Origin of the sequence: Salinispora tropica CNB-440 (assembly GCF_000016425.1) — a bacterium.
Taxonomy (GTDB): Bacteria; Actinomycetota; Actinomycetes; order Mycobacteriales; family Micromonosporaceae; genus Micromonospora; species Micromonospora tropica.
Genome location: NC_009380.1, coordinates 470,015 through 495,065, shown reverse-complemented (window position 1 = coordinate 495,065; position 25,051 = coordinate 470,015). Strand labels below are relative to the sequence as shown.

25 protein-coding genes and 1 tRNA gene are annotated in these 25,051 nt (G+C 70.0%); 9 read left to right on the top strand and 17 right to left on the bottom strand.

Features of this window, described 5'->3' with window-relative positions:
* Nucleotides 1-4 precede the first annotated feature (4 nt).
* From STROP_RS02190 to pdxH, 10 genes are all read right to left on the bottom strand, one after another.
* Entirely contained in the window at nt 5-1,972 is a 1,968-nt protein-coding gene (locus STROP_RS02190; RefSeq protein ID WP_018830887.1) for a DUF5941 domain-containing protein, read from the bottom strand.
* Nucleotides 1,969-2,718, bottom strand: coding sequence for an ABC transporter ATP-binding protein (locus STROP_RS02185; protein ID WP_011904351.1), 750 nt, complete (start codon nt 2,716-2,718; stop codon nt 1,969-1,971). Before STROP_RS02185 ends, STROP_RS02190 begins: the two co-directional genes overlap by 4 nt.
* A 1-nt stretch (nt 2,719) precedes the next feature.
* Nucleotides 2,720-3,547: an ABC transporter permease gene (locus tag STROP_RS02180; protein WP_011904350.1), complete on the bottom strand. Its 828-nt coding sequence runs from the start codon at nt 3,545-3,547 to the stop codon at nt 2,720-2,722.
* Nucleotides 3,548-3,601: 54 nt separating this feature from the next.
* Complete coding sequence (locus STROP_RS02175; protein ID WP_011904349.1) at nt 3,602-4,999, bottom strand: L-serine ammonia-lyase; 1,398 nt, start codon at nt 4,997-4,999, stop codon at nt 3,602-3,604.
* A 177-nt stretch (nt 5,000-5,176) separates the two neighbouring features.
* Entirely contained in the window at nt 5,177-6,337 is a 1,161-nt protein-coding gene (locus STROP_RS02170; protein WP_011904348.1) for an acyl-CoA dehydrogenase family protein, read from the bottom strand.
* 34 nt (nt 6,338-6,371) lie between these two features.
* A complete protein-coding gene (locus tag STROP_RS02165; RefSeq protein WP_011904347.1) occupies nt 6,372-6,677 on the bottom strand; it encodes a type II toxin-antitoxin system VapB family antitoxin in 306 nt (101 codons plus the stop codon).
* Between the two features lie 185 nt (nt 6,678-6,862).
* Nucleotides 6,863-7,465 (bottom strand): nitroreductase family protein, encoded by a 603-nt coding sequence (locus STROP_RS02160; protein WP_011904346.1) that lies wholly within the window; start codon nt 7,463-7,465, stop codon nt 6,863-6,865.
* Nucleotides 7,466-7,478: 13 nt separating this feature from the next.
* The gene (locus tag STROP_RS02155; RefSeq protein WP_011904345.1) at nt 7,479-8,405 is read right to left on the bottom strand and encodes an aldose 1-epimerase family protein; all 927 of its coding nucleotides are present in this window, start codon (nt 8,403-8,405) and stop codon (nt 7,479-7,481) included.
* Between the two features lie 17 nt (nt 8,406-8,422).
* Nucleotides 8,423-9,715: an MFS transporter gene (locus STROP_RS02150; protein WP_011904344.1), complete on the bottom strand. Its 1,293-nt coding sequence runs from the start codon at nt 9,713-9,715 to the stop codon at nt 8,423-8,425.
* Nucleotides 9,712-10,371 carry a pyridoxamine 5'-phosphate oxidase gene (pdxH, locus tag STROP_RS02145; protein ID WP_043535114.1) on the bottom strand — a complete coding sequence of 220 codons (660 nt, stop codon included), beginning with the start codon at nt 10,369-10,371 and terminating at the stop codon, nt 9,712-9,714. The genes STROP_RS02150 and pdxH overlap by 4 nt, the downstream gene beginning before the upstream one ends.
* Before the next feature lie 245 nt (nt 10,372-10,616).
* Between pdxH and STROP_RS02140 the strand changes: the two genes are divergently transcribed.
* The 3 genes from STROP_RS02140 (at nt 10,617) to sepH (ending at nt 14,326) form a co-directional block, all read left to right on the top strand.
* Nucleotides 10,617-11,723: a citrate synthase 2 gene (locus tag STROP_RS02140; protein WP_011904342.1), complete on the top strand. Its 1,107-nt coding sequence runs from the start codon at nt 10,617-10,619 to the stop codon at nt 11,721-11,723.
* Nucleotides 11,724-11,948: 225 nt separating this feature from the next.
* The gene (serC, locus tag STROP_RS02135; protein ID WP_026275206.1) at nt 11,949-13,076 is read left to right on the top strand and encodes a phosphoserine transaminase; all 1,128 of its coding nucleotides are present in this window, start codon (nt 11,949-11,951) and stop codon (nt 13,074-13,076) included.
* 185 nt (nt 13,077-13,261) lie between these two features.
* Nucleotides 13,262-14,326: a septation protein SepH gene (sepH, locus tag STROP_RS02130; RefSeq protein WP_011904340.1), complete on the top strand. Its 1,065-nt coding sequence runs from the start codon at nt 13,262-13,264 to the stop codon at nt 14,324-14,326.
* Between the two features lies 1 nt (nt 14,327).
* On the opposite strand, the gene thpR is transcribed toward sepH, so the two are convergent.
* From thpR to STROP_RS02105, 5 genes are all read right to left on the bottom strand, one after another.
* A complete protein-coding gene (gene thpR, locus STROP_RS02125) occupies nt 14,328-14,906 on the bottom strand; it encodes an RNA 2',3'-cyclic phosphodiesterase (RefSeq protein ID WP_011904339.1) in 579 nt (192 codons plus the stop codon).
* 31 nt (nt 14,907-14,937) lie between these two features.
* Nucleotides 14,938-15,447, bottom strand: a complete 510-nt coding sequence (locus STROP_RS02120) for a hypothetical protein (protein WP_028570208.1) — start codon at nt 15,445-15,447, stop codon at nt 14,938-14,940.
* A gap of 79 nt (nt 15,448-15,526) precedes the next feature.
* Entirely contained in the window at nt 15,527-16,807 is a 1,281-nt protein-coding gene (locus STROP_RS02115; RefSeq protein WP_011904337.1) for an MFS transporter, read from the bottom strand.
* Between the two features lie 62 nt (nt 16,808-16,869).
* Nucleotides 16,870-17,319: a MarR family winged helix-turn-helix transcriptional regulator gene (locus STROP_RS02110; RefSeq protein WP_018736822.1), complete on the bottom strand. Its 450-nt coding sequence runs from the start codon at nt 17,317-17,319 to the stop codon at nt 16,870-16,872.
* A 116-nt stretch (nt 17,320-17,435) separates the two neighbouring features.
* Nucleotides 17,436-18,947, bottom strand: a complete 1,512-nt coding sequence (locus STROP_RS02105; RefSeq protein WP_018830894.1) for an NCS2 family permease — start codon at nt 18,945-18,947, stop codon at nt 17,436-17,438.
* Between the two features lie 50 nt (nt 18,948-18,997).
* On the opposite strand from STROP_RS02105, the gene STROP_RS02100 reads away from it, so the two are divergent.
* Complete coding sequence (locus STROP_RS02100) at nt 18,998-19,243, top strand: DUF2530 domain-containing protein (protein WP_011904334.1); 246 nt, start codon at nt 18,998-19,000, stop codon at nt 19,241-19,243.
* 18 nt (nt 19,244-19,261) lie between these two features.
* On the opposite strand, the gene STROP_RS02095 is transcribed toward STROP_RS02100, so the two are convergent.
* On the bottom strand, nt 19,262-20,101 hold the full coding sequence (locus tag STROP_RS02095) for a DUF3027 domain-containing protein (RefSeq protein ID WP_011904333.1): 840 nt from the start codon (nt 20,099-20,101) through the stop codon (nt 19,262-19,264).
* An 85-nt stretch (nt 20,102-20,186) separates the two neighbouring features.
* Here STROP_RS02095 and STROP_RS02090 point away from each other — a divergent pair, with 85 nt between their 5' ends.
* From STROP_RS02090 to STROP_RS02075, 4 genes are all read left to right on the top strand, one after another.
* The gene (locus STROP_RS02090; RefSeq protein ID WP_026275207.1) at nt 20,187-21,776 is read left to right on the top strand and encodes an MFS transporter; all 1,590 of its coding nucleotides are present in this window, start codon (nt 20,187-20,189) and stop codon (nt 21,774-21,776) included.
* Entirely contained in the window at nt 21,773-22,423 is a 651-nt protein-coding gene (locus tag STROP_RS02085; protein WP_011904331.1) for a futalosine hydrolase, read from the top strand. The genes STROP_RS02090 and STROP_RS02085 overlap by 4 nt, the downstream gene beginning before the upstream one ends.
* Before the next feature lie 246 nt (nt 22,424-22,669).
* On the top strand, nt 22,670-23,143 hold the full coding sequence (locus tag STROP_RS25475) for a TolB family protein (RefSeq protein WP_011904330.1): 474 nt from the start codon (nt 22,670-22,672) through the stop codon (nt 23,141-23,143).
* 421 nt (nt 23,144-23,564) lie between these two features.
* On the top strand, nt 23,565-23,873 hold the full coding sequence (locus STROP_RS02075) for a hypothetical protein (RefSeq protein WP_028564263.1): 309 nt from the start codon (nt 23,565-23,567) through the stop codon (nt 23,871-23,873).
* Between the two features lie 340 nt (nt 23,874-24,213).
* On the opposite strand, the gene STROP_RS02065 is transcribed toward STROP_RS02075, so the two are convergent.
* A tRNA-Tyr gene (locus STROP_RS02065) sits at nt 24,214-24,297 on the bottom strand.
* Nucleotides 24,298-24,444: 147 nt separating this feature from the next.
* Between STROP_RS02065 and STROP_RS02060 the strand changes: the two genes are divergently transcribed.
* The gene (locus STROP_RS02060) at nt 24,445-24,939 is read left to right on the top strand and encodes a YajQ family cyclic di-GMP-binding protein (RefSeq protein ID WP_011904328.1); all 495 of its coding nucleotides are present in this window, start codon (nt 24,445-24,447) and stop codon (nt 24,937-24,939) included.
* The last annotated feature ends 112 nt before the right edge of the window (nt 24,940-25,051 follow it).

Below are 25,051 nucleotides of genomic sequence, written 5' to 3'. Positions count from 1 at the left end.
CCCCCTAACCCGGTGGGCGACCGCCAACACCACCTACTGATCCCGCCGCCCGTGCCGCGCGGGCGGGCCGGATCACCCAGGCGAGGGCCACGCTCCCCACGAAGACCACTAAAAGGTATATACCGAGTGTAGCCATGCCAATAGCAGCAATTCCGGTGATCGCTGAGAGCGTCAGTACCGCCGACCGCCCTTCCCAGCCCAGCGTGGCATCGTGCAACGGCGGGGCCAGCTTCCGCTTCTCCAGCCGCGCGGTCAGGTCGTAGTGGTGCAGCGTCAGCACGAAGACGTACCCGAAGACCAGCCAGGCTGGGACACCCCCGAGCACGCCGACCGCGATCGCAAAGAGATACTCCGCCGCGCGAAGTGCCGCCGGCACCAGCCAGTCCAACGCCCCACCGTGGGCGGCCCGAGCCCCCACGGCAGCCAGCAGCAGCCCACCGAGCGCGACCAACGCCGTCCACTGCGGGAGGGAGTCCTCGGCGAGCAGCGCGAACGCGAGCAGCACCGCCGCCACCAGCACCGCCGACACCGCCAGCCCCAGCGGGCCCGGCCAGCGCAACGTCGGCAGGGCGCGGGCCAGCGGCCCGTCGTCGCGATGCAGGCTGGCATCCACTGTGTTCAATACTCCGACCCGCATCGAGCGGGCCCGCAGCAGCCGCAGCGCCGCGGTGTACCCGAGCGCCAGCACCATCCCGGTCAGCACCGCGAACAGGGCGACCCGCTGGTCGAACAACGCTGCCGCCAGGGCGACCAACGCCCATCGCTCGCCGATCGGAAAGACCACCGTCCGCTTCAGCCAGTAGGTCACCGAGCCGACGTCGGCCTGCACCCGATTCGAGGCGGCACTGAGCCGGTCACCAAACCCACCTCCCGGCGTCACCCGCGGCCGACGGGCCGCCTCGTCGTGCATCGCGCCGTACCAGGTGTCGCTCATGTGCCGGACGGTCTGCACGGCCATCGCGGCGATCGCCAGGGCCCACCCGTAGCGGAATCCGGCCTGTGTGGCGCCGTAGCCAAGGCCGGCGTAGACGATGAACTCCTTGGCCCGGTCGGCCATGGTGTCGAGCCACCCACCCCAGGCGCTGAACGTACGGGTGTAGCGGGCGAGCTGCCCATCCACGCAGTCCAGCACGAAACCCAGGTAGAGCAGCACCGCACCGGCGACCAACGCGGGCCGTCCCCCAGCGCCGAACAACAATGCGGCCGCCACCGCGAACGCCACCGAGATCATCGTGACCGTGGTGGGGCTCAGCCGGAGTCGGGCCGCCACCTTCGTCACGGACGGCGACCAGGTACTGACAAAGAATGTGGTGAAGAAGTCATCTCGCTCCTTCACCGACAGCCGCAACTCGGCCTGGTCCGCGTCGACCGCGGCGACGGCTGACTCGGCGGCGGCCCGGTCGTCGTCGGCGGCGACCCGGCGCGCGACGAGCAGCCGTACCCGATGGGCGAAGGTCACCGCGTCGCGGGCCACCAGGTCGGCGAAGAGCCGGTCGACGGCGGGCTCGTCGTCCACAACATCGTGGGCCGCGGCGGCTCCCACCGGCACCACCTCGGCGGCGATCGCGCGCGCAGCGGCAGCCAGGGCCGGCAGGTTGGCCGGATCGACCCGCAGCGCACCACCGAACGCACCGGTGGCCTCGCCGTCCAGTGCCTCCGGCGAGCCAGCGGCGACCACCTGCCCCCGGTCCTCCCGAACCACTGTCCGACCGGGCACCGGCGGACCGGCGAGCACCAGCGCCACCGTCGGCTCAGCCGGACTGGTGGCGAGGTGCCGCAGGACGGCCGTGTGCGCGACCAGATCAGCACCGGTGACGAGGACCGGACCGGAAGCCGACTCCGCCAGGTCCGCCAACGTGGCCAGGTCACCGACCAGCCGCACCTCGTCGATCCCCGCGTGGCGACACTGTCCGGCCAGCCGGTCGGCGATGCCCGCTGACCCGTCCGTGGTCAACACGAGCGCAAGCGTCACCGAGCCACCGCCCCGTGGTACGCGGCCAGAGCCTCAGCCATCGTCCCGTCCATGACCATCCGTCCGGCGTCGAGGTAGAACCCGCGACGGCAGAACCGAGTCAGGTCCTGTTCGTTATGTGATACCAGCACCAGAGTGCGCCCCTCTCCGAGCAGACGATCGATCGTCGCATAGCACCTCTGGCGGAATTCGGCGTCCCCAACCGCGGTAACCTCGTCCATCAGCAACACCGGGTGCGGCAGGTGCGAGATGATCGCAAATCCGAGGCGGACCTTCATACCGGACGAGTAGTGCCGCACCGACGTGTCGAGGGCCTGCTCCACCTGCTTGCCCGCGAACGACACGATCTCGTCCACCCGGCGACGCAGGTAGCTCGGCGAGAGACCGTGTAGGCCACCGACCAGGTAGAGGTTCTCCCGACCGGTCAACTCGGCGGAGAAGCCGGCGGAGAGCTCCAGCAGCGGAGCGACCGCGCCACGCACGGTTATCCAACCCTCATCCGGTATCAGCACGCCGGCGATGAGCCGCAGCAGAGTGCTCTTGCCGGTGCCGTTGCGGCCGATCACGCCGACCGTGTCGCCGGCCTCGACCGAGAAGGAGAGATCCCGCAGCGGCCAGAACCGACCATCGGCGCGACCACCACGACGCCCCCGGTGCAGGGCGAGGTCCCGCAGCCGCAGTTGCCGGCGGCGGTTCCGGACGAATCGGATTCCGAGCCCCGCCGCTTCGATGATCGGATCGGCCATCTCACAGCTCCTTGAGGACCGCCGGTTCGAGGCGGCGGAACGTCCACCAACCGACGGCGAGCACCAGCAGACAGCCGGCGATCGTGGTGCCGAGCAGCCGGGCGTCGGGAAACTCGTCGGGGTACCAGACCGCGTGGTGCAGCTGGAAGATCCCGACCAGGGGATTCAGCTCGTACCCGACCTTAAGCCAGTCGGGCAGGCCGGAGTCCCGAACCAGGCCGAAGGGGTAGATGATCGGCGTGGCGTAGAAGAGCACCCGGACGACCAACCGCATGACCCGCTCGACATCGCGCATCAGCACGTTGACCGCGGAGAGCAGCAGTGCCAAGCCGACCAGCAGGACTCCCTGGAGGGTGATGGCCAGCGGGAGGGCGAGCATCGACCAACCCGGGTGAATCCGCCCCGCCACCGCGTACGCCGCCGCGGCCGCCACCAAAAGGGGCAGGCCGGCCAGGTACTCGGCGACCCGGCCGGCGACCCGCCCGATCGGAAAGAACTGGCGGGGAAGGTTCATCGTGGTGATCAACCTGGCCTGGCCAGTCAACGCGTTGGTCGCCTCGCCCAGCGCGGAGCTGGTCCACATCCACGCGAAGATTCCGGTGAACAGGAACAACGGGTACGAGTCAGCGGCCTCGCCCAGATACCGACCGGTGTCCCGCTCGTACAGCACACCGAAGACGAACCAGTAGATGGCGCCGAAGCCCAGCGGCTCGATCAGGGACCAGAGATAGCCCAACGCGGACTGCTGGTACTTGACCGCGAGGTCGCGCCGAACGAGGATGCGCAGCGCGCCCCGATGCGACCAGAGCGTCCCGACGCCAGCGGTCACCGCGTCGCCTCCTGCCCGGTCCGCACCGCACCACCGCCCGGCGGTCGGTGGCACTCAGCACTCGATCACGTTGACGGCGAGGCCGCCCCGTGCCGTCTCCTTGTATTTGACCTTCATGTCCGCCCCGGTCTCCCGCATCGTCTTGATCACCTTGTCGAGCGAGACGTGGTGCACGCCGTCGCCACGCAACGCGAGCCGGGCAGCCGTGATCGCCTTGATGCTAGCCACCGCGTTCCGCTCGATGCAGGGGATCTGCACGAGGCCGCCGACCGGATCACAGGTCAGTCCCAGGTTGTGTTCCATGCCGATCTCGGCGGCGTTCTCCACCTGCTCCGGGCTGCCCCCCAGCGCCTCGGCCAACCCGGCCGCCGCCATCGAGCAGGCGGAACCCACCTCGCCCTGGCAACCCACCTCAGCGCCGGAGATGGAGGCGTTCTCCTTGAACAGGACGCCGATGGCGCCGGCCGCGAGCAGGAACCGCACCACACCATCCGCGGTGGCGCCCAGCCCGAACCGGTCGTAGTAGTGCAGGACCGCCGGAATGATTCCGGCCGCACCGTTGGTTGGCGCGGTCACCACCCGGCCCCCACCGGCGTTCTCCTCGTTGACCGCGAGGGCGAAGAGGGTCACCCAGTCCATCGCCCGCAGCGGATCCACCGCCCCACGGCCCGCCGTCGACCGCATCGGGTCCGCGTCCATCATCAGGCCGCGGTACAGCTCAGCGGCCCGCCGCCGAACCCGCAACCGGCCCGGAAGAACACCGTCGCGTTCGCAGCCCCGCGCCACACACTCCCGCATCACCCGCCAGATCCCCAGCAGGCCGGCGCGCACCTCCTGCTCGCTCCGCCAGGACAGCTCGTTGGCGAGCATCACCTCGCTGATCGACAGCCCGGTCTCCTGGGTCACGGCAAGCAGCTGCGCACCGGTCGAGAAGGGGTAGCGCACCGGGGTGGTGTCCGAGGTGATCCGGTCCGCTCCCGCCGCCGCCTCGTCCACGACGAACCCACCCCCGACCGAGTAGTAGGTGCGGGCCCGGAGCTCGTCACCGGTCGAGCCGTAGGCGGCGAAGGTCATCCCGTTCGGGTGGTACGGCAGCGACCGGCGGCGGTGCAGCACAAGGTCCCGAGCCGGATCAAAGTCGATCTCGTGTGCGGCGAACAGCGAGATCCGCTGCTCGCCGCGGATCCGGTCGATCCGGCCCTCGACGGCGTCGGTGTCGACCGTCTCCGGCTCCTCACCGGCGAGCCCGAGCAGGACCGCACGGTCGCTGCCGTGGCCGCGACCGGTCGCCCCCAACGAACCAAACAGCTCGGCGCGGATCCGCACCGTCTGGCTGAGCAGTCCGTCCGCCTTGAGGCCGGCGACGAACGTCCGGGCGGCACGCATCGGCCCGACGGTGTGCGAGCTGGACGGCCCGATACCGACACTGAAGAGATCGAAGATACTGATCATGGCTGTACTTCCTCGCCGTCCCACCCGTCGTGCGGGTCACCGGTCCGGGGTGGCCGCCGGCACGGCGGGCATCTCGGTGCCCGGATCTGTCGGGCCAGCCGGCCAGCCTACCCGCCGCGAGGCCTGTGCCCACCCGATGCCGCAGCTCAGGCCGGGGCAGGCCTGCTACCGGGGCGGTCAGGCGAAAGCGGACAGGCCGGTCAGCCGCTGCCCGATGACGAGCTGGTGGATCTCCGAGGTGCCCTCATAGGTGAGCACGCTCTCCAGGTTGTTCGCGTGCCGCAGCACCGGGTACTCACCTGAGACGCCGTTGGCCCCCAGAATCGTGCGACACTGCCGGGCGATCGCCAACGCCTCCCGAACGTTGTTGAGCTTGCCCACGCTGACCTGGTCGGGACGGAGCCGGTGGGCGTCGGCCAGCCGACCGAGCTGCAACGCCAGCAGGTAGCCCTTGCTCCACTCCACGGCCATGTCGGCGAGCTTCGCCTGGGTGAGCTGGAACCCGGCGAGGGGGCGGCCGAACTGGGTACGGCTACCCGCGTACTCCAGTGTTGTCTCCAGGCAGTCCCGGGCCGCGCCGAGCGCTCCCCAGACGATCCCGTGCCGTGCCTCGGTGAGGCAGCCCAGCGGCGCTTTCAGCCCGACGGCATCGGGTAGTCGTGCCGCTGCCGGCAGCCGTACGTCGTCAAGGGAGATCTCCCCGGTCACCGATGCCCGCAGCGACATCTTGCGCCGAATCTCACGCACCGCCACCCCCGGCGTGCTGGTCGGCACGGCGAAACCGCGGACCCCCTCGTCGGTACGCGCCCAGATCACCGCGACATCCGCGATCGTCGCATTGGTGATCCACATCTTGGTGCCGTGCAGCACCCAGTCGTCGCCGTCACGGCGGGCCCGGGTGGTCATCGACGCCGGGTCGGAGCCGTGGTCCGGCTCGGTCAGCGCGAAACAGCCGATCGTCTCCCCGGCAGCCATCGCGGGCAGCCAATGCTGCTTCTGCTCCGTGCTGCCGTAGCGCCAGATGGCGTACATCGCCAACGCCCCCTGCACCGAGACCAGGGAGCGGACGCCGGAGTCACCCGCCTCCAACTCCAGGCACGCCAGGCCGTAGGCGACCGCCGAGGAGCCGGCGCAGCCATACCCGGTCAGATGCATGCCGAGCAGGCCCAACCTGCCGAACTCCCGGGCCAGCTCCCGCGCGGGCACGCGGCCTTCCTCGTACCAACCGGCGACGTGAGGCCGTACCTGCTCGTCAACCAGCTGGCGGACGACGGCGCGAATCTGCCGCTCTTCGGCACTCAGCGACGAATCGACGTCCAACAAGTCGAGAGGGCTCATGGAAGCACTTTAACGAACACTCAGCCCGCGCCGCTCAATCGACCGCCGCGGGAAAGGCGAATACCCGGGCATGGATCTGGTTGCGCTGCTGCAGCGCGGCTCGCAGCGCCCGATGTAGCCCGTCCTCCAGGTAGAGCCCGCCGTTCCACTGCACCACGTGCGGAAACAGGTCGCCATAGAAGGTCGAATCCTCGGCGAGGAGTTTGTCCAGCGCCAACTCCCGCTTCGTGGTGATCAACTGATCCAGTCGCAACGGACGCGGAGGGATCTCGGCCCACTGCTTGAGCGTCAGGCTGTGCTCGGGGTATGGACGCCCATCCCGGACCGCTCTGAAGATCACGACGTAAGCTCCCCTCCCCGCGACCGGCCGCCCCCGACCCGGCACCGCTGCGTGCGACGCCGCGAGCAGCGGCGCCAATGACCGTGTCAGCCTAACCGGCTGAGTCACGCCGTGTTCTACTGCTTTATGCCAGTTTCGCCGCGACAGGTCGTTTTTATCAACCGGACAAACCACACTGTTCAGGACTAATTCCATCGGCCACGTCGGACCACCTCGTCCACCGGGCGACGTCCTCGGCGCAGCGACGGCGATCGTTGGTCACTCGCACGGTAACCGATGGTGACCGCGCCGACCGGCTCATACTCCAGCGGCACCCCGAAAGCCATCCGATAGTCCTCCAGCCGCTGGGGCGGAATACCGAAAAAACACGCCCCAAGACCCTCATCAACGGCGGTGAGCAGCATCAACAACGCCGCGAAGCCGGTGTCGATATACCAGTAGGGCATCGACCAGTGCTTCTCCGACCGATCCGCCCACCCCTTGTCCGGCTCCGCGTACCGCTCCAGGTACGCCGACCGGTTGGCGTGCGGCACGATGATCAACGGGGCCCGACGCATTCCGGCCAGCCAACGTTCCCGACCGCCCGTGCCCGGCGTGGTCGCCGCCCAGAAACGATCCCGGTCCTCGGCGGTCTCCAACACCAGGAAACCCCACCCCTGGGAGAAGCCCGCCGACGGCGCCCGGATCGCGTGCGCCAACAGGCGGTCCACCACCTCCGGCGGGACCGGTCGATCCGGATCGTAGTTACGGACCATCCGACGACGCCGGACCACCTCGACGAACTCCATTGCACCTCCTCGACTACGCCGGCCGGATGCCCCAGACACCGCGCCAGGTGTCGCCCGGCCGCAACGTAGTCAGATCTCGGCCGGAGCGGAACGCATCCGGCGGGCAGGTCATCGGCTCCAGCGCCACCGAACGCCGACGCCGCGGCCCGGAGCGGGTGTCCCCGGTGAAGACCTGCCACCAGCCAAACCGCCGGTCCGCCCAGACCTGAATCCGGGCCCCGCCGTCCGGGGCGGCCAGCTCGACCACCGAGCCACCGTCGCCATCACGGATCACGTCACCGAAGGTGTCGTCCAGCACCGCCCGGCCGATCCGACGCGGCACGGTCCAGTCGTACTCGGTGCCGACGACCGAGGACTGGGCGATCGGTAGTAGCCGCCCGTCCACCTGCAACCGGCTCCGCGCCGGCAACCGCAGCACCACGTCGTCAACCGAACCACCCGGGACCCGAAGGTACGGGTGCGCCGCGAAGCCGAAGGGCGCCGGCTCGCCGCCGCTGTTGGTCACTTCGTGCTCGACGTGCAGCCCGTCCGGGCCGACACACCACCGACTCCGCAGCCGAAGTGACCAGGGGTAGCCGGGGGTGGCGGCCAACTCGTAGCCAAGCGTCACCGCGTCGGCCGATCGCTCCAGCAACCGCCAGGGCACCCAGTTGACCAGCCCGTGGAAGGCCGCGTCGTGCTCCCTATCGCTGATCGCCAACTGGAGGTCACGGCCCTCGAAGTGGTAGCTACCGTCCCGAAGCCGGTTCGGCCAGGGGGCGAGCACCTGGCCGGCGGAGTCCGGACAGAGTTCGGCTGACGTGTACCCGTCCAGGTGCTCCACCCCGTTGGATCGATAGGTCCGGATCCCGCCACCGACCTCGACGATCACTGCCTCGTGGCCGGCGGCCGCGATGGTCCACTGCGCCCCCGAGGGGCTCCACTGCCCGGGGAAGTCCATCCCCGGACCCTAACCGGTCAGACCCGCTGCTCGCTGGCGACAGCGGCCGCCCGGTAGCGGATCAGGGCCGGGAACGCCACCGCCAGCCCGAGCGCGAGTACGGCCGAGAGCAGACCGCCGCCGACCCAGGCGACACCGCTGCCGAAGCCACCCGCCATCGCGCCGGCGCGCAGGTCACCGAGGCGCGGCCCCCCGGCGACGACCACCGTGTTCACTCCCTGAAGCCGGCCCCGCATCCGGTCTGGCGCGTAGACCAGCAGCATCGACTGGCGTAGCACCGCGCTGACCAGGTCGGCCGCGCCGGCCACCGCAAGCAACAGGACCATCAGCCAGAGCTGCTGGGCCAACCCCGCCGCCGCGACCGCCAGACCCCAGCCGACCACCACCACAACGAGACCAAGCCCCTGCCGACGCAGCCGGCTGATCCAGCCGGAGGTGAGGCCAGCCAGCATGGCGCCGATCGCGATGGCGCTGAAGAGCCAGCCGACCGCCGCCCCACCACCGAACCGCTCCTCGGCGATCTCCGGAAACAACGCCCGCGGCAGCGCCAGCACCATCGCGATCAGGTCGATGGCGAACGACAGCAGCAGCACCGGCGTGGTGGTCAGATACCGGAGTCCGTCTCGGATCCCCGCCAGCCCACCGCGCCGCACCTCGCCGTCGCCGAGCGGCTCCGGTGGCATCGCCGGCAGCCGCAGCGCGGCCACCACCAACCCGGTGAACAGGAGCGCGTCCGCCGCGTACGCGATCGGCAGCCCACGCTCGGTGCCGGTGACCGCGAAGATCAGACCAGCGGCGAGTGGGCCGACCACCGAGGCCGCCGTGAAGGTGGTGAAGTTCAGTGTGGCCGCCGCCGGGACCAGCCCCGGTGGCAGCAGTCGGGGCAGGGCCGCAGTTCGCGCCGGCGAGCTGATCGCGAAGCCGGCCGAGTGGACGGCCACCAGCGCCAGCAGCAGCACCGGGCTGCCCACACCCAGCGAGGCGTGCGCCAGCAGGCCAAGCATCGTGGTCCAGAGCAGTGCCGAACCGGCCAGCAGCACCCGACGCCGGTCCCGCGCGTCGGCCACCGCTCCGCCCCAGAGCCCAAAGAACAGCAGGGGAACAAAGCCGGCGAGGCCGAGCAGGCCGACCCAGAAGGACTCCCCGGTCAGGGCATACATCTCCACCGGTACGGCGACCGCGGTGAGCTGGAAGCCGAGCATCGCCATGGTGTTGCCGAGCCACATCCGGCGGAACGCCGGCACCGCCAGCGGACGCAGGTCGATCGCCCACCGGCTGCTCTGCCGCCGGGCCGCCCGCACCTCGGTCACGGCGCCAGCCGCTCGACGACCCAATCGCCCCCGTCGGTGACACGGAACCGCAGCCGGTCGTGCAACCGGCTCGCCTGGCCCTGCCAGAACTCCACCTCATCGGGGCGGATCCGGAAGCCACCCCAGTGCGGCGGAGCCGGGATCGGCGCCCCGTCGACGAAGCGCTCCGCCATCGCCCGGTACGCGGCGTCCAGCGCGGCCCGGTCGGGGAGCACCCGCGACTGCTCACTCGCCCACGCCCCGAGCTGGGAGCCGCGCGGCCGGCTGGCGAAATACGCCTCGGTCTCGGCCCGGTCGAGCCGCTCCACCCGGCCGGTCACCGCCACCTGGCGCTCCAGCACGAACCAGGGGAAGACCAGGCTCGCGTACGGGCTGGCGGCCAGCTCGGTGCCCTTGCGCGACCCGTAGTTGGTGAACAGGACGAAACCATCCGGCCCATACCCCTTCAGCAGCACCGTACGGGCGCTCGGCCGGCCAGCCGCGTCGGCGGTGCCGAGCACCATCGCGTTCGGCTCGGGCAGACCGGCGGCCACCGCCTCGGTGAACCAGCGGTCGAACTGGGTGTACCAGTCACCGGCCAGGTTCGTCTCGGTCAGGCCCAGGTCCGCGGCGTACTCGTTACGCAGGTTCGCCGGCGGCACTGTGTCGCCTGTCACATCCCCTCCCCTCCCAGGTGGCTGGGCAGCCCGTCGTGGTGCTGGCGGCCTGCCCGTACACCCCAGTGTCACCGATCCCCCGAGGGTCGTCCCGCCCGGGGATGTCGTGTGAGGCACAGCGTCCACGGGTCGAAAGTCCCGTAGTCAGCAGGCAAGATGTCACGAACACATCCCTGACGGTCGCCTGGGGCACTGGCCCGACAAGGGCCCGTACCGGGCGCACCGAGCCAGATCCAGGAGACGACATGGCCGACTTCAAACCGGGACTGGAGGGCGTCATCGCCTTCGAGACCGAGATCGCCGAACCCGACCGGGAGGGTGGCTCGCTGCGTTATCGCGGCGTGGACATCGAAGATCTCATTGGTCAGGTCTCGTTCGGCAACGTCTGGGCCCTGTTGGTGGATGGACGGTTCGGCCCGGGCCTGCCGCCTGCCGAGCCGTTCCCGGTCCCGGTGCACTCTGGTGACATCCGGGTGGACGTTCAGTCCGCGGTGGCGATGCTCGCCCCGTACTGGGGTCTGCACCAGTTGCTCGACATCTCCGACGAGCAGGCCCGCGAGGACCTGGCCCGGGTGTCGGTGACCGCGCTCTCCTTCGTCGCCCAGTCCGCGCGGGGCCTGGGCCTGCCGGCGGTACCGCAGAAGGAGATCGACAAGGCCTCCACCATCGTCGAGCGCTTCATGAAGCGCTGGCGAGGCGAACCGGACCCGCGGCACGTCAAGGCCGTGGACGCCTACTTCATCTCGGCCGCCGAGCACGGCCTGAACGCCTCCACCTTCACGGCCCGCATTGTCGCCTCCACCGGCGCGGATGCGGCGGCCTGCATCTCCTCCGGCATCGGTGCGCTCTCCGGGCCGTTGCACGGCGGTGCGCCCTCCCGGGTGCTGAACATGCTCGAGGCGGTAGAACGCAGTGGTGACGCGGAGGGGTACGTCCGGGGCGTACTCGACCGCGGTGAGCGGCTGATGGGCTTCGGTCATCGGGTCTACCGGGCCGAGGACCCGCGGGCCCGGGTGCTCCGCCGCACGGCCAAGGAGTTGGGTGCCCCGCGCTTCGAGGTCGCCGAGGCCCTGGAGAAGGCCGCCCTGGCAGAGCTGCACAGCCGCAAGCCGGACCGGGTTCTCGCCACCAACGTCGAGTTCTGGTCCGCGGTCGTGCTGGACTTCGCCGAGGTGCCCGCCCACATGTTCACCTCGATGTTCACCTGCGCCCGAATGGGCGGCTGGAGCGCCCACATCCTGGAACAGAAGAAGCTCCAGCGGCTCGTCCGCCCGTCCGCCCGATACGTCGGGCCCGGCTCCCGCCGGCCGCACGAGGTCGAGGGCTGGGACCAGGTGCCGCACGGCGTCTGATCCGTCGGCCGGACTGAGCCGGCCCCACCGGCGGGATATGGCGTACGCCTGACCCCGCCGGTGGGGCCGGCAGTCACCCGGGCGGCGGTGGGTGTAAGGATGAGGACTGGCAGCGCCGCCGGTCGGAGCAGGATCGGCCGTGCGCGCCGCGCACGCTGCGCCGTCGATCCGCCCCGGCACGTCCCCCGCCCCACTCCTCGCCCATGCGGAAGGATCTTCAAGACCGTGGCTGACGCATCGACCATCCGAATTCCCGACGACATCAAGCCCGCCGACGGGCGGTTCGGCTGCGGCCCGTCCAAGGTTCGTCCGGCGGCGGTCTCCGCGCTCGCCGCGGCGGCGAGCGGCTACCTCGGTACCTCGCACCGGAAGAGCGCGGTCCGCGACCAGGTAGCCCGACTTCGCCGCGGGATCGCCGAATTCTTCGCCCTGCCCGAGGGGTACGAGGTCGTCCTCGGCAACGGCGGCACCACCGCCTTCTGGGAGGTCGCCGCGTTCGGCCTGATCCGGGACCGGGCCCAGTTCGCCAGCTTCGGCGAGTTCGGTGCCAAGTTCGCCAAGTCGGTCCAGGACGCACCGTTCCTCGGCGAACCGACCATTCACCGCTCGCCGGCCGGTAGCGCCCCGAGCCTGGTGGCGGAGGCCGGCGTGGACGTCTACGCCACCCCGCACAACGAGACCTCCACCGGTGTCGCGGTGCCGATCCGCCGGGTGCCCGGCGTGGACGAGGGCGCACTGCTCCTGGTCGACGGCACCTCCGGCGCCGGTGGCTTGGAGGTCAACGTCGGCGAGACCGACGTCTACTACTTCGCCCCGCAGAAGTGCTTCGGCTCCGACGGCGGTCTGTGGCTGGCTCTGATGTCCCCGGCGGCGTTGGAGCGCGCAGCCGAGGTCAAGGCCGCCGGCCGATACATCCCGGCCTTCCTCGACCTGGGCACGGCGATCGACAACTCGCGGCTGGAGCAGACGTACAACACCCCGGCCCTGGCCACCATCCTGCTCGCCGCGGAGCAGACCGACTGGATGAACGCGCAGGGGGGCCTGACCTGGGCAGCCAAGCGCACCGCGGAGAGCGCCAGCATCATCTACGGCTGGGCGGAACGCTCCGCGGTGGCCACACCGTTCGTCACCGACCCGGCGCTACGCTCGAACGTGGTCGCCACCATCGACTTCGTGGACGAGGTGGACGCCACCGCCGTCGCGAAGACGCTGCGCGCGAATGGGATCGTGGACACCGAGCCGTACCGCAAACTCGGTCGCAACCAGTTGCGAGTCGCCCTCTTCCCGGCGATTGATCCAGCCGATGTGGAGGCCTTGACCGCGTCCATCGACCACGTGGTCGAACGACTCTGACCTTCCGTCACGGTGGGTGGTCTTCCGCGCCCCGGCAGCCACCCACCGTGATCATCATCGCAGCTCGGTCGGGAATCACGGGGTGTCGGTTCCCCCACCTGCGGGCAGATGAGCGTACGGTGGTGCGAGACGCCCGGGTGGCTCGCCTGTGGCGCGGGGGCAGCGAAGCGGGACGGAGGCAGACCATGCGCCCAGTACGCTTTGTCGCCCTCTCCGAGGACGGCCAGGCACTGGTTCTGACCGACGAGGTTGGGCGACTTCTCGCGCTCCCCATTGACGAGCGCGTCTCCACCGCCCTGCACACCGAGCCCGGGGCCGCACCCCTGGCGGTGGCCTCGACGCCGGGCACCGACCCGGCCCCATCCCTGGCCCCACGGGATATCCAGGCCCGGATTCGGGCCGGTGAGTCCGCCGAGGATGTCGCCCGGATCGCCGGCGTCCCCGTTGACCGGGTGCTGCGCTACGCCGGCCCGGTCCTCCAGGAGCGAGCCATGCTCGCCCACCACGCCCGTCGTACCCGCCTGCGGGGGGCCGAGAAGCCAACCCCGCTCGCCGAGGTGGTCAACGGTCGGTTGTCCCAGCACGGCATCGACACCGAGAAGATCTCGTGGGATGCGTGGCGTCGCGACGACGGCACCTGGCGGATCGTCGCCACCTGGCCCTCCGGCAAGGCCACCGCCCAGGCGGTGTGGGATCTGGAGAAGTCCCGGCAGTCGGTCACGCCGCATGACGACATGGCCCAGTACCTCTGCGCCGAGCGTCCCATGCCGATCCTCGGGCAGGAGCCGACGTCCGAGCGGGGTGGCCATGGGCTGCCCGGCCCACCGCGGGCCGAGCCCGGCCGCGGTGGGCACGGCCTGCCGGGTCCGACCGAGCCCACCCGGCCGGTCCGCGATCCGATCCGCGCCGGTCGGGACGCCCTGCTCGCCTCCCTGGACCGCCCGCTCGGCGGCGCGTCCGGCCGTGGCCTCGAGCCCCGGGGCCCGGAGACGCCGCGCCCACGAACAGTCGGTGGCGGCGCGGCGGCGCTACTCGGTGGCGGCCCGGGGTCGGCCTTCGACGACGACTCGGACGCACCGAAGGAGGTGCCGGCTGTCCCGTCGCTGGCCGTGCTCCGGCCACGCCGCACGGGTGCCGCGACGGCGGGCAGCACCGAGCCGGGCGAGAGCGGCAACAAACCGCGCAAGCGGCTACCGAGCTGGGACGACGTGCTCTTCGGCGGCGCCCCGGCAGCCCGCGAGTCCTCCTGACTCACAGCTGCCAGGCAGCCACCCGCTCATGGCTCGGGCGCGGGCCCGGGTGGCTGCGGGTCAGCACCAGTTCCCGCGCCCGCCACTGGGGGCCCTGGTAGGCCTGGAGCGCCGCGACATCGGCCGTCACCTCGGCTGACGGCAGTCGGGCGCCGGGCCGGGCCACGGTCAGGTGCGGACGCAACGGCTTCTCGTCGTAGCACAGGTGGTTGGCCCGGAGCCGGGACCGGACGAGTCGGCCCAGCAGATGCAGCTCCGCCACGTCACCCCGTAGGTCTACCCACACGATCGTGGAGCGGCCCTGCCCGAACGTCCCGCTGCCAGCCAGGTGAAGCCGCGGCGGGGCCGCCCCCGAGTCGCGGAACCGCCAGGCAGCCTGGTCGAGCGAGCGCTCCACGGCCTCCAGCCGGTCTGCTGCCACCGGTTCGAGGAAGGCGAGCGTGACGTGCGCCTGGGTCGGGTCGGCAAGGCGGACACCGACGCCGGCGGCGGCGGCCTCGCCGATCCGCAGCTCGGTGATTCGCGCACTCAGGTGCGCCACCACCGCCGGTGGCGGGTAGACGGCGACGAAGAGTCTCACCCGGCCGCCGGTCGCTTCCCCATCCCACCCCTCAGCGGCGGCGCTGTTGATGCTCCGGCCGGGCGGCTGGCAAGATCAGCCCAGCCTGGTGCAGGAGCCCCTCCACCCGTACCCGCTCGATCTCCCGGTCCACCCCGGTCAACTCGTCCAGGTGCTGGGTGATTCCGAGGGCAGCACAGGCCAGCCGAAGCCGAGAGTCATAGGTGGCGAGCGCCGCCTCGTGCCAAACCGTAGACCGCTCGTACCCGCCGACCCGATGGCCCCGGAGCCGACGTAGCTCGGTGGCGAGCTGCTCCAGGGGCTGCCGATCCGGCCGGTCCAACCGGCTCAGATCAATGTTCCGGGTGAGCGCGTCGGCCTCGACCGCCCGATCCAGGCGAGCGATTGTCCGCCGTTCCCGTTGTCGGCTCCGCCACTGCGCCCATCGACAGGCGAATCGGTCGAGCAGTTCGTCGGCGCAGAAGAGCAGCGCGATCACCATGGGTAGGCACACCACGGCGGCGACCATCAGGGTCAACAGCAGCGCACGTCCCACCTCCACGCACCGACGCTAAGCCGATTGTGATCGCCCCGCCACCGATTTGCCGTAATAGCCCGAGTTGTCCGCATGGCTGCGAGCCTCACATCCGTTCGGTGAGGTAGAAGCGGGGCATCGGTAGCACCCGGAACCGCAGCCGGGCTCCCGAACGGCGCAGTTGCCAGGCCAGGGCGAGCAGAGCCGCGGCGAGGGAGACAAGCCCGCCCATCCAGATGCTGGCTCCAGCGCCGTACGTCTCGGCGAGCCATCCGATGACCGGCGCGCCGACCGGGTTGGTACCCAGAAAGACCAGCACCCACAGCGCCATGACCCGGCCTCGGAAGGCGGCGTCGGTGCCCAGTTGGATGCGTTGGTTGCAGGCCTGGGCGAAGAAGACCGTGGAGAAACCGGTCGGCAGAAGCAGCACCACCACCAGCCAGTACGTGGGGGCGAGCCCGACCAGGGTGCCGAAGACGGCGCAGACGATGGCCGCGGACAGCACCAGCCACACCGAGGGGCGGCTACGGCGCCCGGTGCCGGCGAGGGCCCCGGCCAGTGCGCCCACCGCGAGGGCGCTGCTGAACAGACCAAACGAGGCGGCTCCGGTTTCGAAGACGGTCTTGGCCAGCGCGGCGAGGGTGAGCTGGAAGTTGAACAGTGAGGTGGCGATGACCGAGATCAGGGCCATCGGCAGCAGCAGGTCTGGCCGACCCCAGACGTAGCGCAGCCCGTCGACAACCCGGGCCGACGCCCGCTCCTCGCGCGGCGGTAGCGCCTCGCGGTGCAGCTCGGCCGGACGAATCCGGATCACGTTCACCAGCGGCGCGATAGAACTGAGGGCGGTGGCCAGGAAGACCGGCCCCACGTCAACGAGGGCGATGGCCAGGCCGGCGAGGGCAGGGCCGACGATACGCGCCGAGTTGAAGGTGGCCGCGTTGAGCGAGAGGGCGTTCGGCAGCAGCGGGGTACCGACCAGTTCGGAGACGAAAGCCTGCCGTACCGGGGTTTCCACCGCGTTGGCGACGCCGAGGAGGGCAGCGAAGGCGAAGACGTGCCAGAGCTGCACCAGGCCGGTGATCACCAACAGGCTCATGGCCAGGGAGAGCACCGTCCAGAACAGGTTGGCGGCGAAGAGCAGAACGCGCTTGTCGTACCGGTCGGCGAGGCGCCCAGAGATCAGCGTGAGCAGCAGAACCGGTGCGAACTGGAGGGCGGTGACGAAACCGAGCGCGGTGGCGGAGTTGTCGCTGAGCTCGAGGACGAGCCAGTCCTGGGCGATGAACATCATCCAGACGCCGATCAACTTGATCAGCTGCCCGGAGGCGAATAGCCGGTAGTTGCGGACCTGTAGGGACTGGAACATCGTGCTCAGCTTCTTCTGCACTCTTGGTGCGCCTCCCTCGCGTACGCGTCATCGCCGTGACGGCGCAGACGAGGCGGGGCGCCTCAGGTACGGGTGAGCTGTTGCAGGATCTCTGCCGCCTGGCGCAGCGTCTCCCGCTCCTCCGCACTCAGTTCGGCCAGCCGGTGGGCCAGCCACTGATCCCGAACCCGCTCAAACTGGTCCAGCACCGCTCCACCCCCCTCCGTCGCCGCGAGGATCACCTGCCGTCCATCGGTCGGATGAGGGGTTCGCTGCACGAGGCCGCGCTCCTCCAGTTTCGCGACGATCTTGGTCATCGTCGGCGGCTGAACCCGTTCGACGTCGGCGAGTTCCCGGGGCGTCAGCGCGCCCGCCAGCCGGAGGCTGGTGAGCGCGGAGAGCTGGGTGACCGTCAGGTCACCAACCGGTCTGGCCTGGCGGACCCGCCGGTTGAGTCGGGTAATCGCATCACGCAGCTGGACCGCCAACTGCACCGGTGGCACGCTCTTCGCCGTCACCGTCTGCTCCGTCACTATAGTTAGCCTAACTAATGAGCCTGGCTAACGACATGCGATATGACCAGGCTCACGCGGAGTACGCCCTACGCGGGGCACAGGGCCGGTCCGCTTCCCCGGCCCTGCGCCCTTTATCACAGCAGTACGGACTCGATCGGCCCGCGCAGGAAGTACAACACGAAGAGCGCCGCCACGCCGTACAGCAGCGGATGGACCTCCCGCGCCTTCCCCCGAGCGAGCTTCATCAACACGTAGACGATCAGGCCAGCACCGATGCCATTGGAGATCGAGTACGTGAAAGGCATCAACACGATCGTGAGGAACGCCGGGATCGCGATCTCGAAGTCGGTCCAGTCGATGGTCCGCACCGCGGTCATCATCAGGAACCCGACCACCACGAGCGCAGTCGACGCGGCTTCGAAGGGCACGACCAACACCAGCGGCGCGAGGAACATCGCCAGCAGGAAGAGCACCCCGGTGACCAGGTTGGCCGCACCCGTCCGAGCACCCTCCGCGACACCGGCCGCACTCTCGATGTACGACGTGTTACTGGACACGCTCGCGGCGCCACCGCTGGCCGCAGCAATCGAGTCGACCAGCAGGATCTCCTTCGCCCGGGGCGGGGTGCCCTGCTCGTCGAGCATCCCGCCCTCCTGACCGACCGCCACCATCGTGCCCATCGTGTCGAAGAAGTCGGTGATGAGCAGCGTGAAGATGAACATCAGCACGACCAGCCAGCCGGCCCGAGTCCACGAATCGAGCACGTTGAACCGGCCGAGCAGCGACAGATCCGGCACATCCAGGATCCGGCTCGGCAACTCGGGCACGTTCAGCGACCAGCCCTTGGGGTTCGACACCCCGTCGACGACGGACGGGCCGATGTTGCCCAGTGCCTCGATGACCAGCGCCAGCCCGGTCGAGGCGAGGATGCCGATCAGGATCGCGCCCTTGACCCGGCGTACCACCAGCACCAGAGTCAACAGCAGACCCACCACGAAGACCAGCATCGGCCAGCTGACCAGCTTGCCGCCGATGCCCAGGCCGACCGGGACGGTGGTGTTCGCCGCGTCCGGGAGCCGCCGGACGAAACCCGCGTCGACCAGACCGATGATGGTCAGGAACAGGCCGATGCCGACGCCGATCGCCGCCTTCATCTGGGTGGGCACCGAACGGAACACCGCGGTACGCAGACCAGTCAAGACCAGCACCGCGATGATCACACCTTCGATCACCACCAGGCCCATCGCGTCCGCCCAGGTCATCTCCGGAGCGATCTCGTACGCGACCAGCGCATTGACGCCGAGACCAGCGGCGAGCGCCAGCGGGAACCGACCCACCACGCCCATCAGGATCGTCATCAGGCCGGCGATCAACGCGGTCGCCGCGGCGAGTGCCGGGATCGGCAGCCGCTCCCCGGCGCCATCAACGGCGGAGCCGAGGATCAGCGGGTTGAGCACCACGATGTAGGCCATCGTGAAGAAGGTGGCCAACCCACCGCGCACCTCGCGGCCCAACGTCGAACCGCGGGCGGAGATCTCGAAGTAGCGATCGAAACTGTTCCGCGGTGTCGCGGGCGGTATGGCGTCGTCGGGCGGGGCTACTGCCATCGGGTCCTCGCAGGTGATCTCTTGTCTCGTCTGCCGCATCGTCGCAGATCGTCGGTCCGCCCAGGAAACTGATCCCGTACGCTTGCCCCGTGCTGAAGCAGCCACAACCGCGGCCCGAACCGCTCGACCCGCCGATGGTGCCGTTCGCCCTCGCCGGGATGGTCGGCTGGGCGATCGCCGGAGTCGTGCTGCTGTTCTTCCGCGACCAGCTGGTGGAAACCGGCCGCGAGGGCTGGCTCTGGACCTGCCTGGCTGGCTTCCTGTGGGGTCTGCCCGGTCTCGCCGTAATGATGCGGCACGACACGCACCGACGTCGCCGCCGCGCCGGTCACTGACCCAGGTCGGCGATCACCTCACGATTCGCCATGCGACCCTGCCACCTCGGCGACCTCGGCCGACGCGTCGGCCCCGCGCACCGGGACGGCCTCCACCGCGCTGTCGTCGTAGACGGTGGGTAGCTCCTCGACCGGGGCCTCGGGGGTCTCGACCAAGATCTCCGAATGCGCACCGCAGCCGTGGTCGGCGCTGACCACGCGGCCGTCATCCGGGGCGTAGAGGTTGCCACAGGCGCCGAAGGACTGGCACAGCGTCCCGGCGAGCGGCAGATAGAAACCGCAGCTCCCGCAGCGGGCAGTCATCGGAGCGGCGGTGGCGATCGGTGCGGTCGGCCCGTGGTCGCCGTCGTACCACCGTTGGGCGGCTTCGCCGCGCCCCTCCCGGGACATCACCCGCACCCGGCCGAGACCCAGTTCCCAGGCGACCTCCTCGACCGCCGGGTCGTCGGAGAGCAGGTAACCGGGCTGGAGCCGGTCGTCGTCGGGCGGGCTGGGCAGCAGGTCACCCGGGCCGAGGTCACCGGGCTGTAGCCGCTCCTGCCAGGGCAGCCAGCCCGGGGCGAGTAGCGCATCCGGGCCGGGCAGCAGCACAGTCTCACACACGGTGACCGTACGGCTGCGAGGTACCCGGGTGACGGTGACAGCCCAGCGCCAGCCGCGATAACCCGCGAGCCGACACTCGAAGTAGTGGGTGACGAGGCGATCACCTTCGGCGAGGGTCTGGAGATGATCGCCGACATCCGCCGGGTCGACCTCGGTGATGGCGTCGCGAGCCACCTCGACGGCGGCGGCACAGACCTGGTCGAGACGGGGGGCACGAGCGGAGGCGGACCTGGTCACCCGACCATTGTTCCCCATGCGTGGGACCACCTGTCAGGGACTCCCCGAACCAAACGCGGCAGTGGAGGCGCGCACATCGAGCCGATGGGTGAGACTGGTGCACATGCCGTCTTCCCTCCGCTCCGAGCGCTCCTTCCTCGGGTGGACTGTCGGCACCGGCGTCAAAGCCGTCCGCCTGCTGCTGCGCGGTTCGGTCAGCGGCGGCCGCTGGATGACCCAGTCGGTGGGGCGAGCCCGCGCCCGGGGCGCCGGCCGGGAGGTCGGCATGGTCCGCCTCTTCGACCTGCACGCACTCTCCTGCGCCGGGGACACCCTGATCGCGATCGGCCTGGCCGGGACGATCTTCTTCAACGTGCCGCTCGGCGAGGCGCGCAGCAAGGTCGCGCTCTACCTGCTGGTGACCATGGTCCCGTTCGCACTTCTCGCCCCGGTGGTCGGCCCGCTGCTTGATCACTTCCGGCACGGCCGGCGGTACGCGCTGGCCACCAGCATGCTCGGACGCGCGTTCCTGGCGTGGCTGATCTCCGACTACATCCACGGCTTCGGCCTGTACCCGGCGGCCTTCGGAGTGTTGGCGCTCTCCCGCGCGTACGGGGTGGCCCGGTCGGCCGCCGTGCCCCGGTTGCTCCCGGAAGGGCTCGGGCTCTCCCAGGTCGGGGCCCGCGCCAGCGTGTACGGCACCATAGCCGGAGCCCTGCTCGCGCCGATCGGTCTGGCTGCCTTCTGGTTCGGTCCGCAGTGGCCGCTACGAGTCGCCTCGGTGATCTTCCTGGTCGGTATGGTCATCGCCCTGCGGCTGCCGCCGAAGGCGGACTCGGAACCGCCCGAGCGGGTACCGCGCCCGCTACGGGCGCTCCGGCGGAGCTCCGGCGACCGCCCCCTCGGCCGCGGGCGCCCGCACGGCCGGCTGGTGATCGCCACTCTGGTCGGCGCCGCCACGCTACGCGCGGTCTACGGTTTCCTCCTGCTCTTCCTGGCCTTCGCGATCAAGGCTGGCGATCTGACCACCGTTGTCTTCGGTCGAGACCTGGGCGACGAGGTCGCCCTCGGGCTGGTCGGCGGGGCGTTGGCGATCGGCAGCTTCCTGGCCACCGCGATCGGCACCCGGCTGCGTATCCATCGGCCGGCGGCGCTCCAGTCCAGCGGCATGGTGATCATTGCCGGGGTGGCCGTCCTCGCCACACTCAAATTCTCGCTGCCGATGGTCGCCCTACTCTGCCTGGTCACCGCGCTGACGAGCGGCATCGCGAAACTCGCGGTGGACGCCTCGATCCAGGAGCGCATCCCCGAACGGCTGCGCGCCAGCTCATTCGCCCACTCGGAGACGGCTCTCATGCTCGCCTTCGTCGCCGGCGGCGGGCTGGGCCTCGTCCCGTTCGACGGCCGGCTCGGCATCGCCGTCGCCGCCGGGGTCGCGACGCTCGCCACGGCCCGCGGCATCCTGGTCGCGGGCCGGCTGCGGGCGGAACGGCTGGCTGGGCGGCCGTTGGCGGATGACGAACTCACCGAGGACGACCCAACTCCGGTCGAGCCCACCTCCGGCGACCCGACCCCTACCTCGCCCGCCCCGAGACCGGGCACCGGGGGCGACGACGACCCGGCACCACCGGGCTTCCACATCTACCGCCCGTCGTCGGCGGTTGGCGGCCCGGGCAGCGGTGACGAGGAGACTCGCCAGGGGCCGATCCCATGACCGGAGTCCTGGTCGTCACCGCGGTTCCCGCCGAGGCCGAGGCGATCCGTGCGGGCCGGGGCCCGACGGTCACGGTTGCGCCGGTCGGGGTCGGTCCGGCGGTGGCTGGGGCCGCCACCGCCCGGCTGCTGGCCCTGGCGGAGGCCGCCGGCCGCCCGTACCGACTGGTCGTCAGCGCGGGTGTGGCAGGCGGCTTCACGGGACGGGTGAAAGTCGGCGGAACGGTCGTCGGCACCAGTGCGGTCGCGGCCGACCTGGGCGCCGACTCCCCGACGGGCTTCATCCCCGTGGACCAGCTCGGGATGCCGGCGGAGTTGCTGGGCGGCGGCCCCACCATCACCGCGGATCCGACCCTGGTCGCCGCGCTCCGGGCCGCGCTTCCGGCCGCCGCGGCGGGTCCGGTGCTGACCGTCGGCACGGTCACCGGAACGGTCGCCGGGACCGACGCGCTCCTCCGCCGGCACCCCGACGCGGTGGCCGAGGCCATGGAGGGCTACGGGGTGGCCGTCGCCGCCGCGCACGCCGGCCTGCCCTTCGTCGAGTTACGCACCATCTCCAACCCGGTCGGGCCACGCGACCGCAACGCCTGGCGCCTCCGGGAGGCGCTCACCGCCCTCACCGAGGCCGCCGCGGCCCTCCCGTTCTGACGGTGCGGTTGGGCGTTGTCCTACCGATGAGACATGCGGGTTCGTCGCCGTCGATCAGAACCGGACGAAATTAGTCCGCCGGTTCGGCAACCCTCCGGCCGAAGGTGGCGTCTGGATGGTCGTCACGACGATGAACCACCTCACCCAAGGATCGGCTCGTGCGGATTCTCTGACTGAGTTTGACGCCTTCGTCCGGGCCCGGACCTCCGCGCTTCGGTGGCTCCGGACGGCCGCCAGGTGGCCTGGGTGGAACAGGCCACCCTGTGGATGGCGAAGATCGATGGCTCCGACCGGCGTGAACTGCGGGACGAGGTGAGTGAGCTTTGTGGACCAGCCTGGTTGCCGGACTCCCGGCAGCTCCTGGTGGCCACCCGAATCACGGCCGACCGCAGCGGCAAAGGCCTCGTGGACGTGTCGTCCGGAAAGTTCACCGAGGTCGATCACACCGACGGCTGCCAACCAGCATGGGCGGCTGATGGCACCATCGCCGCCCCCGACGGCGGTGATGGAACCATCGTGCTGACCGGCCCGGACGGCACGGACCAGCGAACCATCCCCCGGCTGGGCTACGGCCACGAATACGTCAGCTTCGACCTGTCCAGTCTCTCGCCGGACGGTCGGCGGATCGCGCTGTACCGATCGAATCCAGCGCGCACGGTAGGCGATGCCGCCCGGTCGCTACGAGCCAACGTCGTGCTGGACACACCGGCAAGGAGGTAGCGCTGGAACTGGGCGGCCGGGAACTACGGCAGGCGTACTTCCAGGCGGACGGGACGCTGATCGCCAGGGTCAGTTCCGGGACCGGCTACGCGTTGGTACTGCTCGACGTCGACGGCCGCAAGGTGAGCGAGTCGGCCGAGCCCGCGTCGCTGAAGGACATGCAAATCCTGATGGTCGGCTGACCCCCGTTCGGTAAGGAGCAGTCGCGACACGGGGCGCAACTGCTCCTTACTCACAATCAAGATCAGCGTTCCCGCACTGTTCGGTAACTGCTCGTCGAGGCCCGGGCCCGACTGGACTCCGCTGAACTCGACAAAAGCGGCCCCTGACCGGCGTTGACGCTGGCCCCCCGGGCACGGTGACACGGGTGCGACACAGCGGCCAGCAACTAAGATCCGGTGACCACGTCGGAGGGGGTCACATGGAGACCTGGCGTTTCCTGGCGGGCGTCACCATGGGCGTGACCATGTGCCTCCTAGGCGTCGCTCTTGCCAGCAACTTTCGCGGCATGGCCGAGCGGCACGTGCAGCAGTCGATGTCCTTTGCAGGCACGCTCCGGCGGGTTCCGCCTTGGCGCTGGCTACCCGACGCCTCGCACGATCAGCGTCTAGCCCGGTTCATTCTGCTAGAACGGGTGTTTGGCGTAGCTCTCGCTGCGGTCGGTTTCGTGTTCTTGATAGGTCTCGCCTACAGCATCGCGGCGAACCAGCCGATGCGGATGGTGAAGTAGGCAACCCGACACGTCGCTGGAGCTCCGCAACGGTGCCCTCCAGGAGCTGTCTCTGCTCCGGAGCCAGGTCGCCACCGGGCGCCAACGCGGCGGTGACGAGGTTCAAGCGCCTTAATGAGGTGCCATGCCCTGCGCGGTTCAGCTGCTACCGGGGGCGGTACCGGCTGCGGTGGCGATGCCGCGCCGACGCACGACCTCGCCGCCTGATCAAGCCCCCGGATTTCGGGGGACATATGGGGGACAGATAACGAGATCAAGCGGCACCGGATGAGACCGAATGAGACTCATGAAGAAGGCCCCTGACCGGCGTTTGCGCTGGTCAGGGGCCTCTTTTTGCACCTGGTGGCGGGTGAAGGATTCGAACCTTCGAAGCTTTCGCGACGGATTTACAGTCCGCTCCCATTGGCCGCTCGGGCAACCCGCCAGGGCGTCCGCCACGTCGCGACGCGGCGGCGAGAGCAAGGATAGCGGCTGGCCCCGGCGTAGCCGCAACCGGGTACCGTCAGGGGTCGTACGGCTGGTCCGTATTGCACGGAACAGGACAGACCGCCAGAACAACAGGAGTATCAGCATGGCAGCCAACCCGTCGTTCGACATCGTGAGCAAGGTCGACCGTCAGGAGGTCGACAACGCCCTCCACCAGACGGAGCGGGAGCTCTCGACGCGGTTTGACTTCCGGGGCACCGGTGCCGAAATCTCCTGGTCTGGCGAGGAGGCGATCAGCCTTCGGGCGGAGACCGAGGAGCGGGTCAAAGCCGCGCTGGATGTCTTCAAGGAGAAGCTGGTCAAGCGGAACATCTCGCTGAAGTCACTGGACGCCGGAGACCCTCGCGCGTCGGGTAAGGAATTCAAGGTCGACTGCAAGGTGATCCAGGGCATCGAGTCGGACAAGGCCAAGGCCATCAGTAAGAAGATCCGCGACGAGGGCCCGAAGGGCGTCCAGGCGCAGATCCAGGGTGACCAGCTCCGCGTGACCGGCAAGAAGAAGGACGACCTGCAAGCCATCATCGCCATGCTGAAGGGCGAAGACTTCGGCGTCGCACTCCAGTTCACCAACTACCGCTAGCAGGGCGCCCAGCGCGGGAACGGCGTCTCCCAGCGCCTGTTGCTGCCGGAAACCGTCGATGAGCCCGTTGCCGCCGCTGGTCAGCGCCGCCCGGGCAGATGTCGTCGCCAGT

Coding starts and splice junctions, on each gene's coding strand:
- STROP_RS02185 (WP_011904351.1), bottom strand. CDS start 2,718: ATGGCCGATCCGATCATCGAAGCGGCGGGGCTCGGAATCCGATTCGTC.
- STROP_RS02175 (WP_011904349.1), bottom strand. CDS start 4,999: ATGATCAGTATCTTCGATCTCTTCAGTGTCGGTATCGGGCCGTCCAGC.
- STROP_RS02170 (WP_011904348.1), bottom strand. CDS start 6,337: ATGAGCCCTCTCGACTTGTTGGACGTCGATTCGTCGCTGAGTGCCGAA.
- STROP_RS02160 (WP_011904346.1), bottom strand. CDS start 7,465: ATGGAGTTCGTCGAGGTGGTCCGGCGTCGTCGGATGGTCCGTAACTAC.
- STROP_RS02155 (WP_011904345.1), bottom strand. CDS start 8,405: ATGGACTTCCCCGGGCAGTGGAGCCCCTCGGGGGCGCAGTGGACCATC.
- STROP_RS02140 (WP_011904342.1), top strand. CDS start 10,617: ATGGCCGACTTCAAACCGGGACTGGAGGGCGTCATCGCCTTCGAGACC.
- sepH (WP_011904340.1), top strand. CDS start 13,262: ATGCGCCCAGTACGCTTTGTCGCCCTCTCCGAGGACGGCCAGGCACTG.
- STROP_RS02105 (WP_018830894.1), bottom strand. CDS start 18,947: ATGCGGCAGACGAGACAAGAGATCACCTGCGAGGACCCGATGGCAGTA.
- STROP_RS02095 (WP_011904333.1), bottom strand. CDS start 20,101: ATGGGGAACAATGGTCGGGTGACCAGGTCCGCCTCCGCTCGTGCCCCC.
- STROP_RS02090 (WP_026275207.1), top strand. CDS start 20,187: ATGCCGTCTTCCCTCCGCTCCGAGCGCTCCTTCCTCGGGTGGACTGTC.
- STROP_RS02085 (WP_011904331.1), top strand. CDS start 21,773: ATGACCGGAGTCCTGGTCGTCACCGCGGTTCCCGCCGAGGCCGAGGCG.
- STROP_RS02075 (WP_028564263.1), top strand. CDS start 23,565: ATGGAGACCTGGCGTTTCCTGGCGGGCGTCACCATGGGCGTGACCATG.
- STROP_RS02060 (WP_011904328.1), top strand. CDS start 24,445: ATGGCAGCCAACCCGTCGTTCGACATCGTGAGCAAGGTCGACCGTCAG.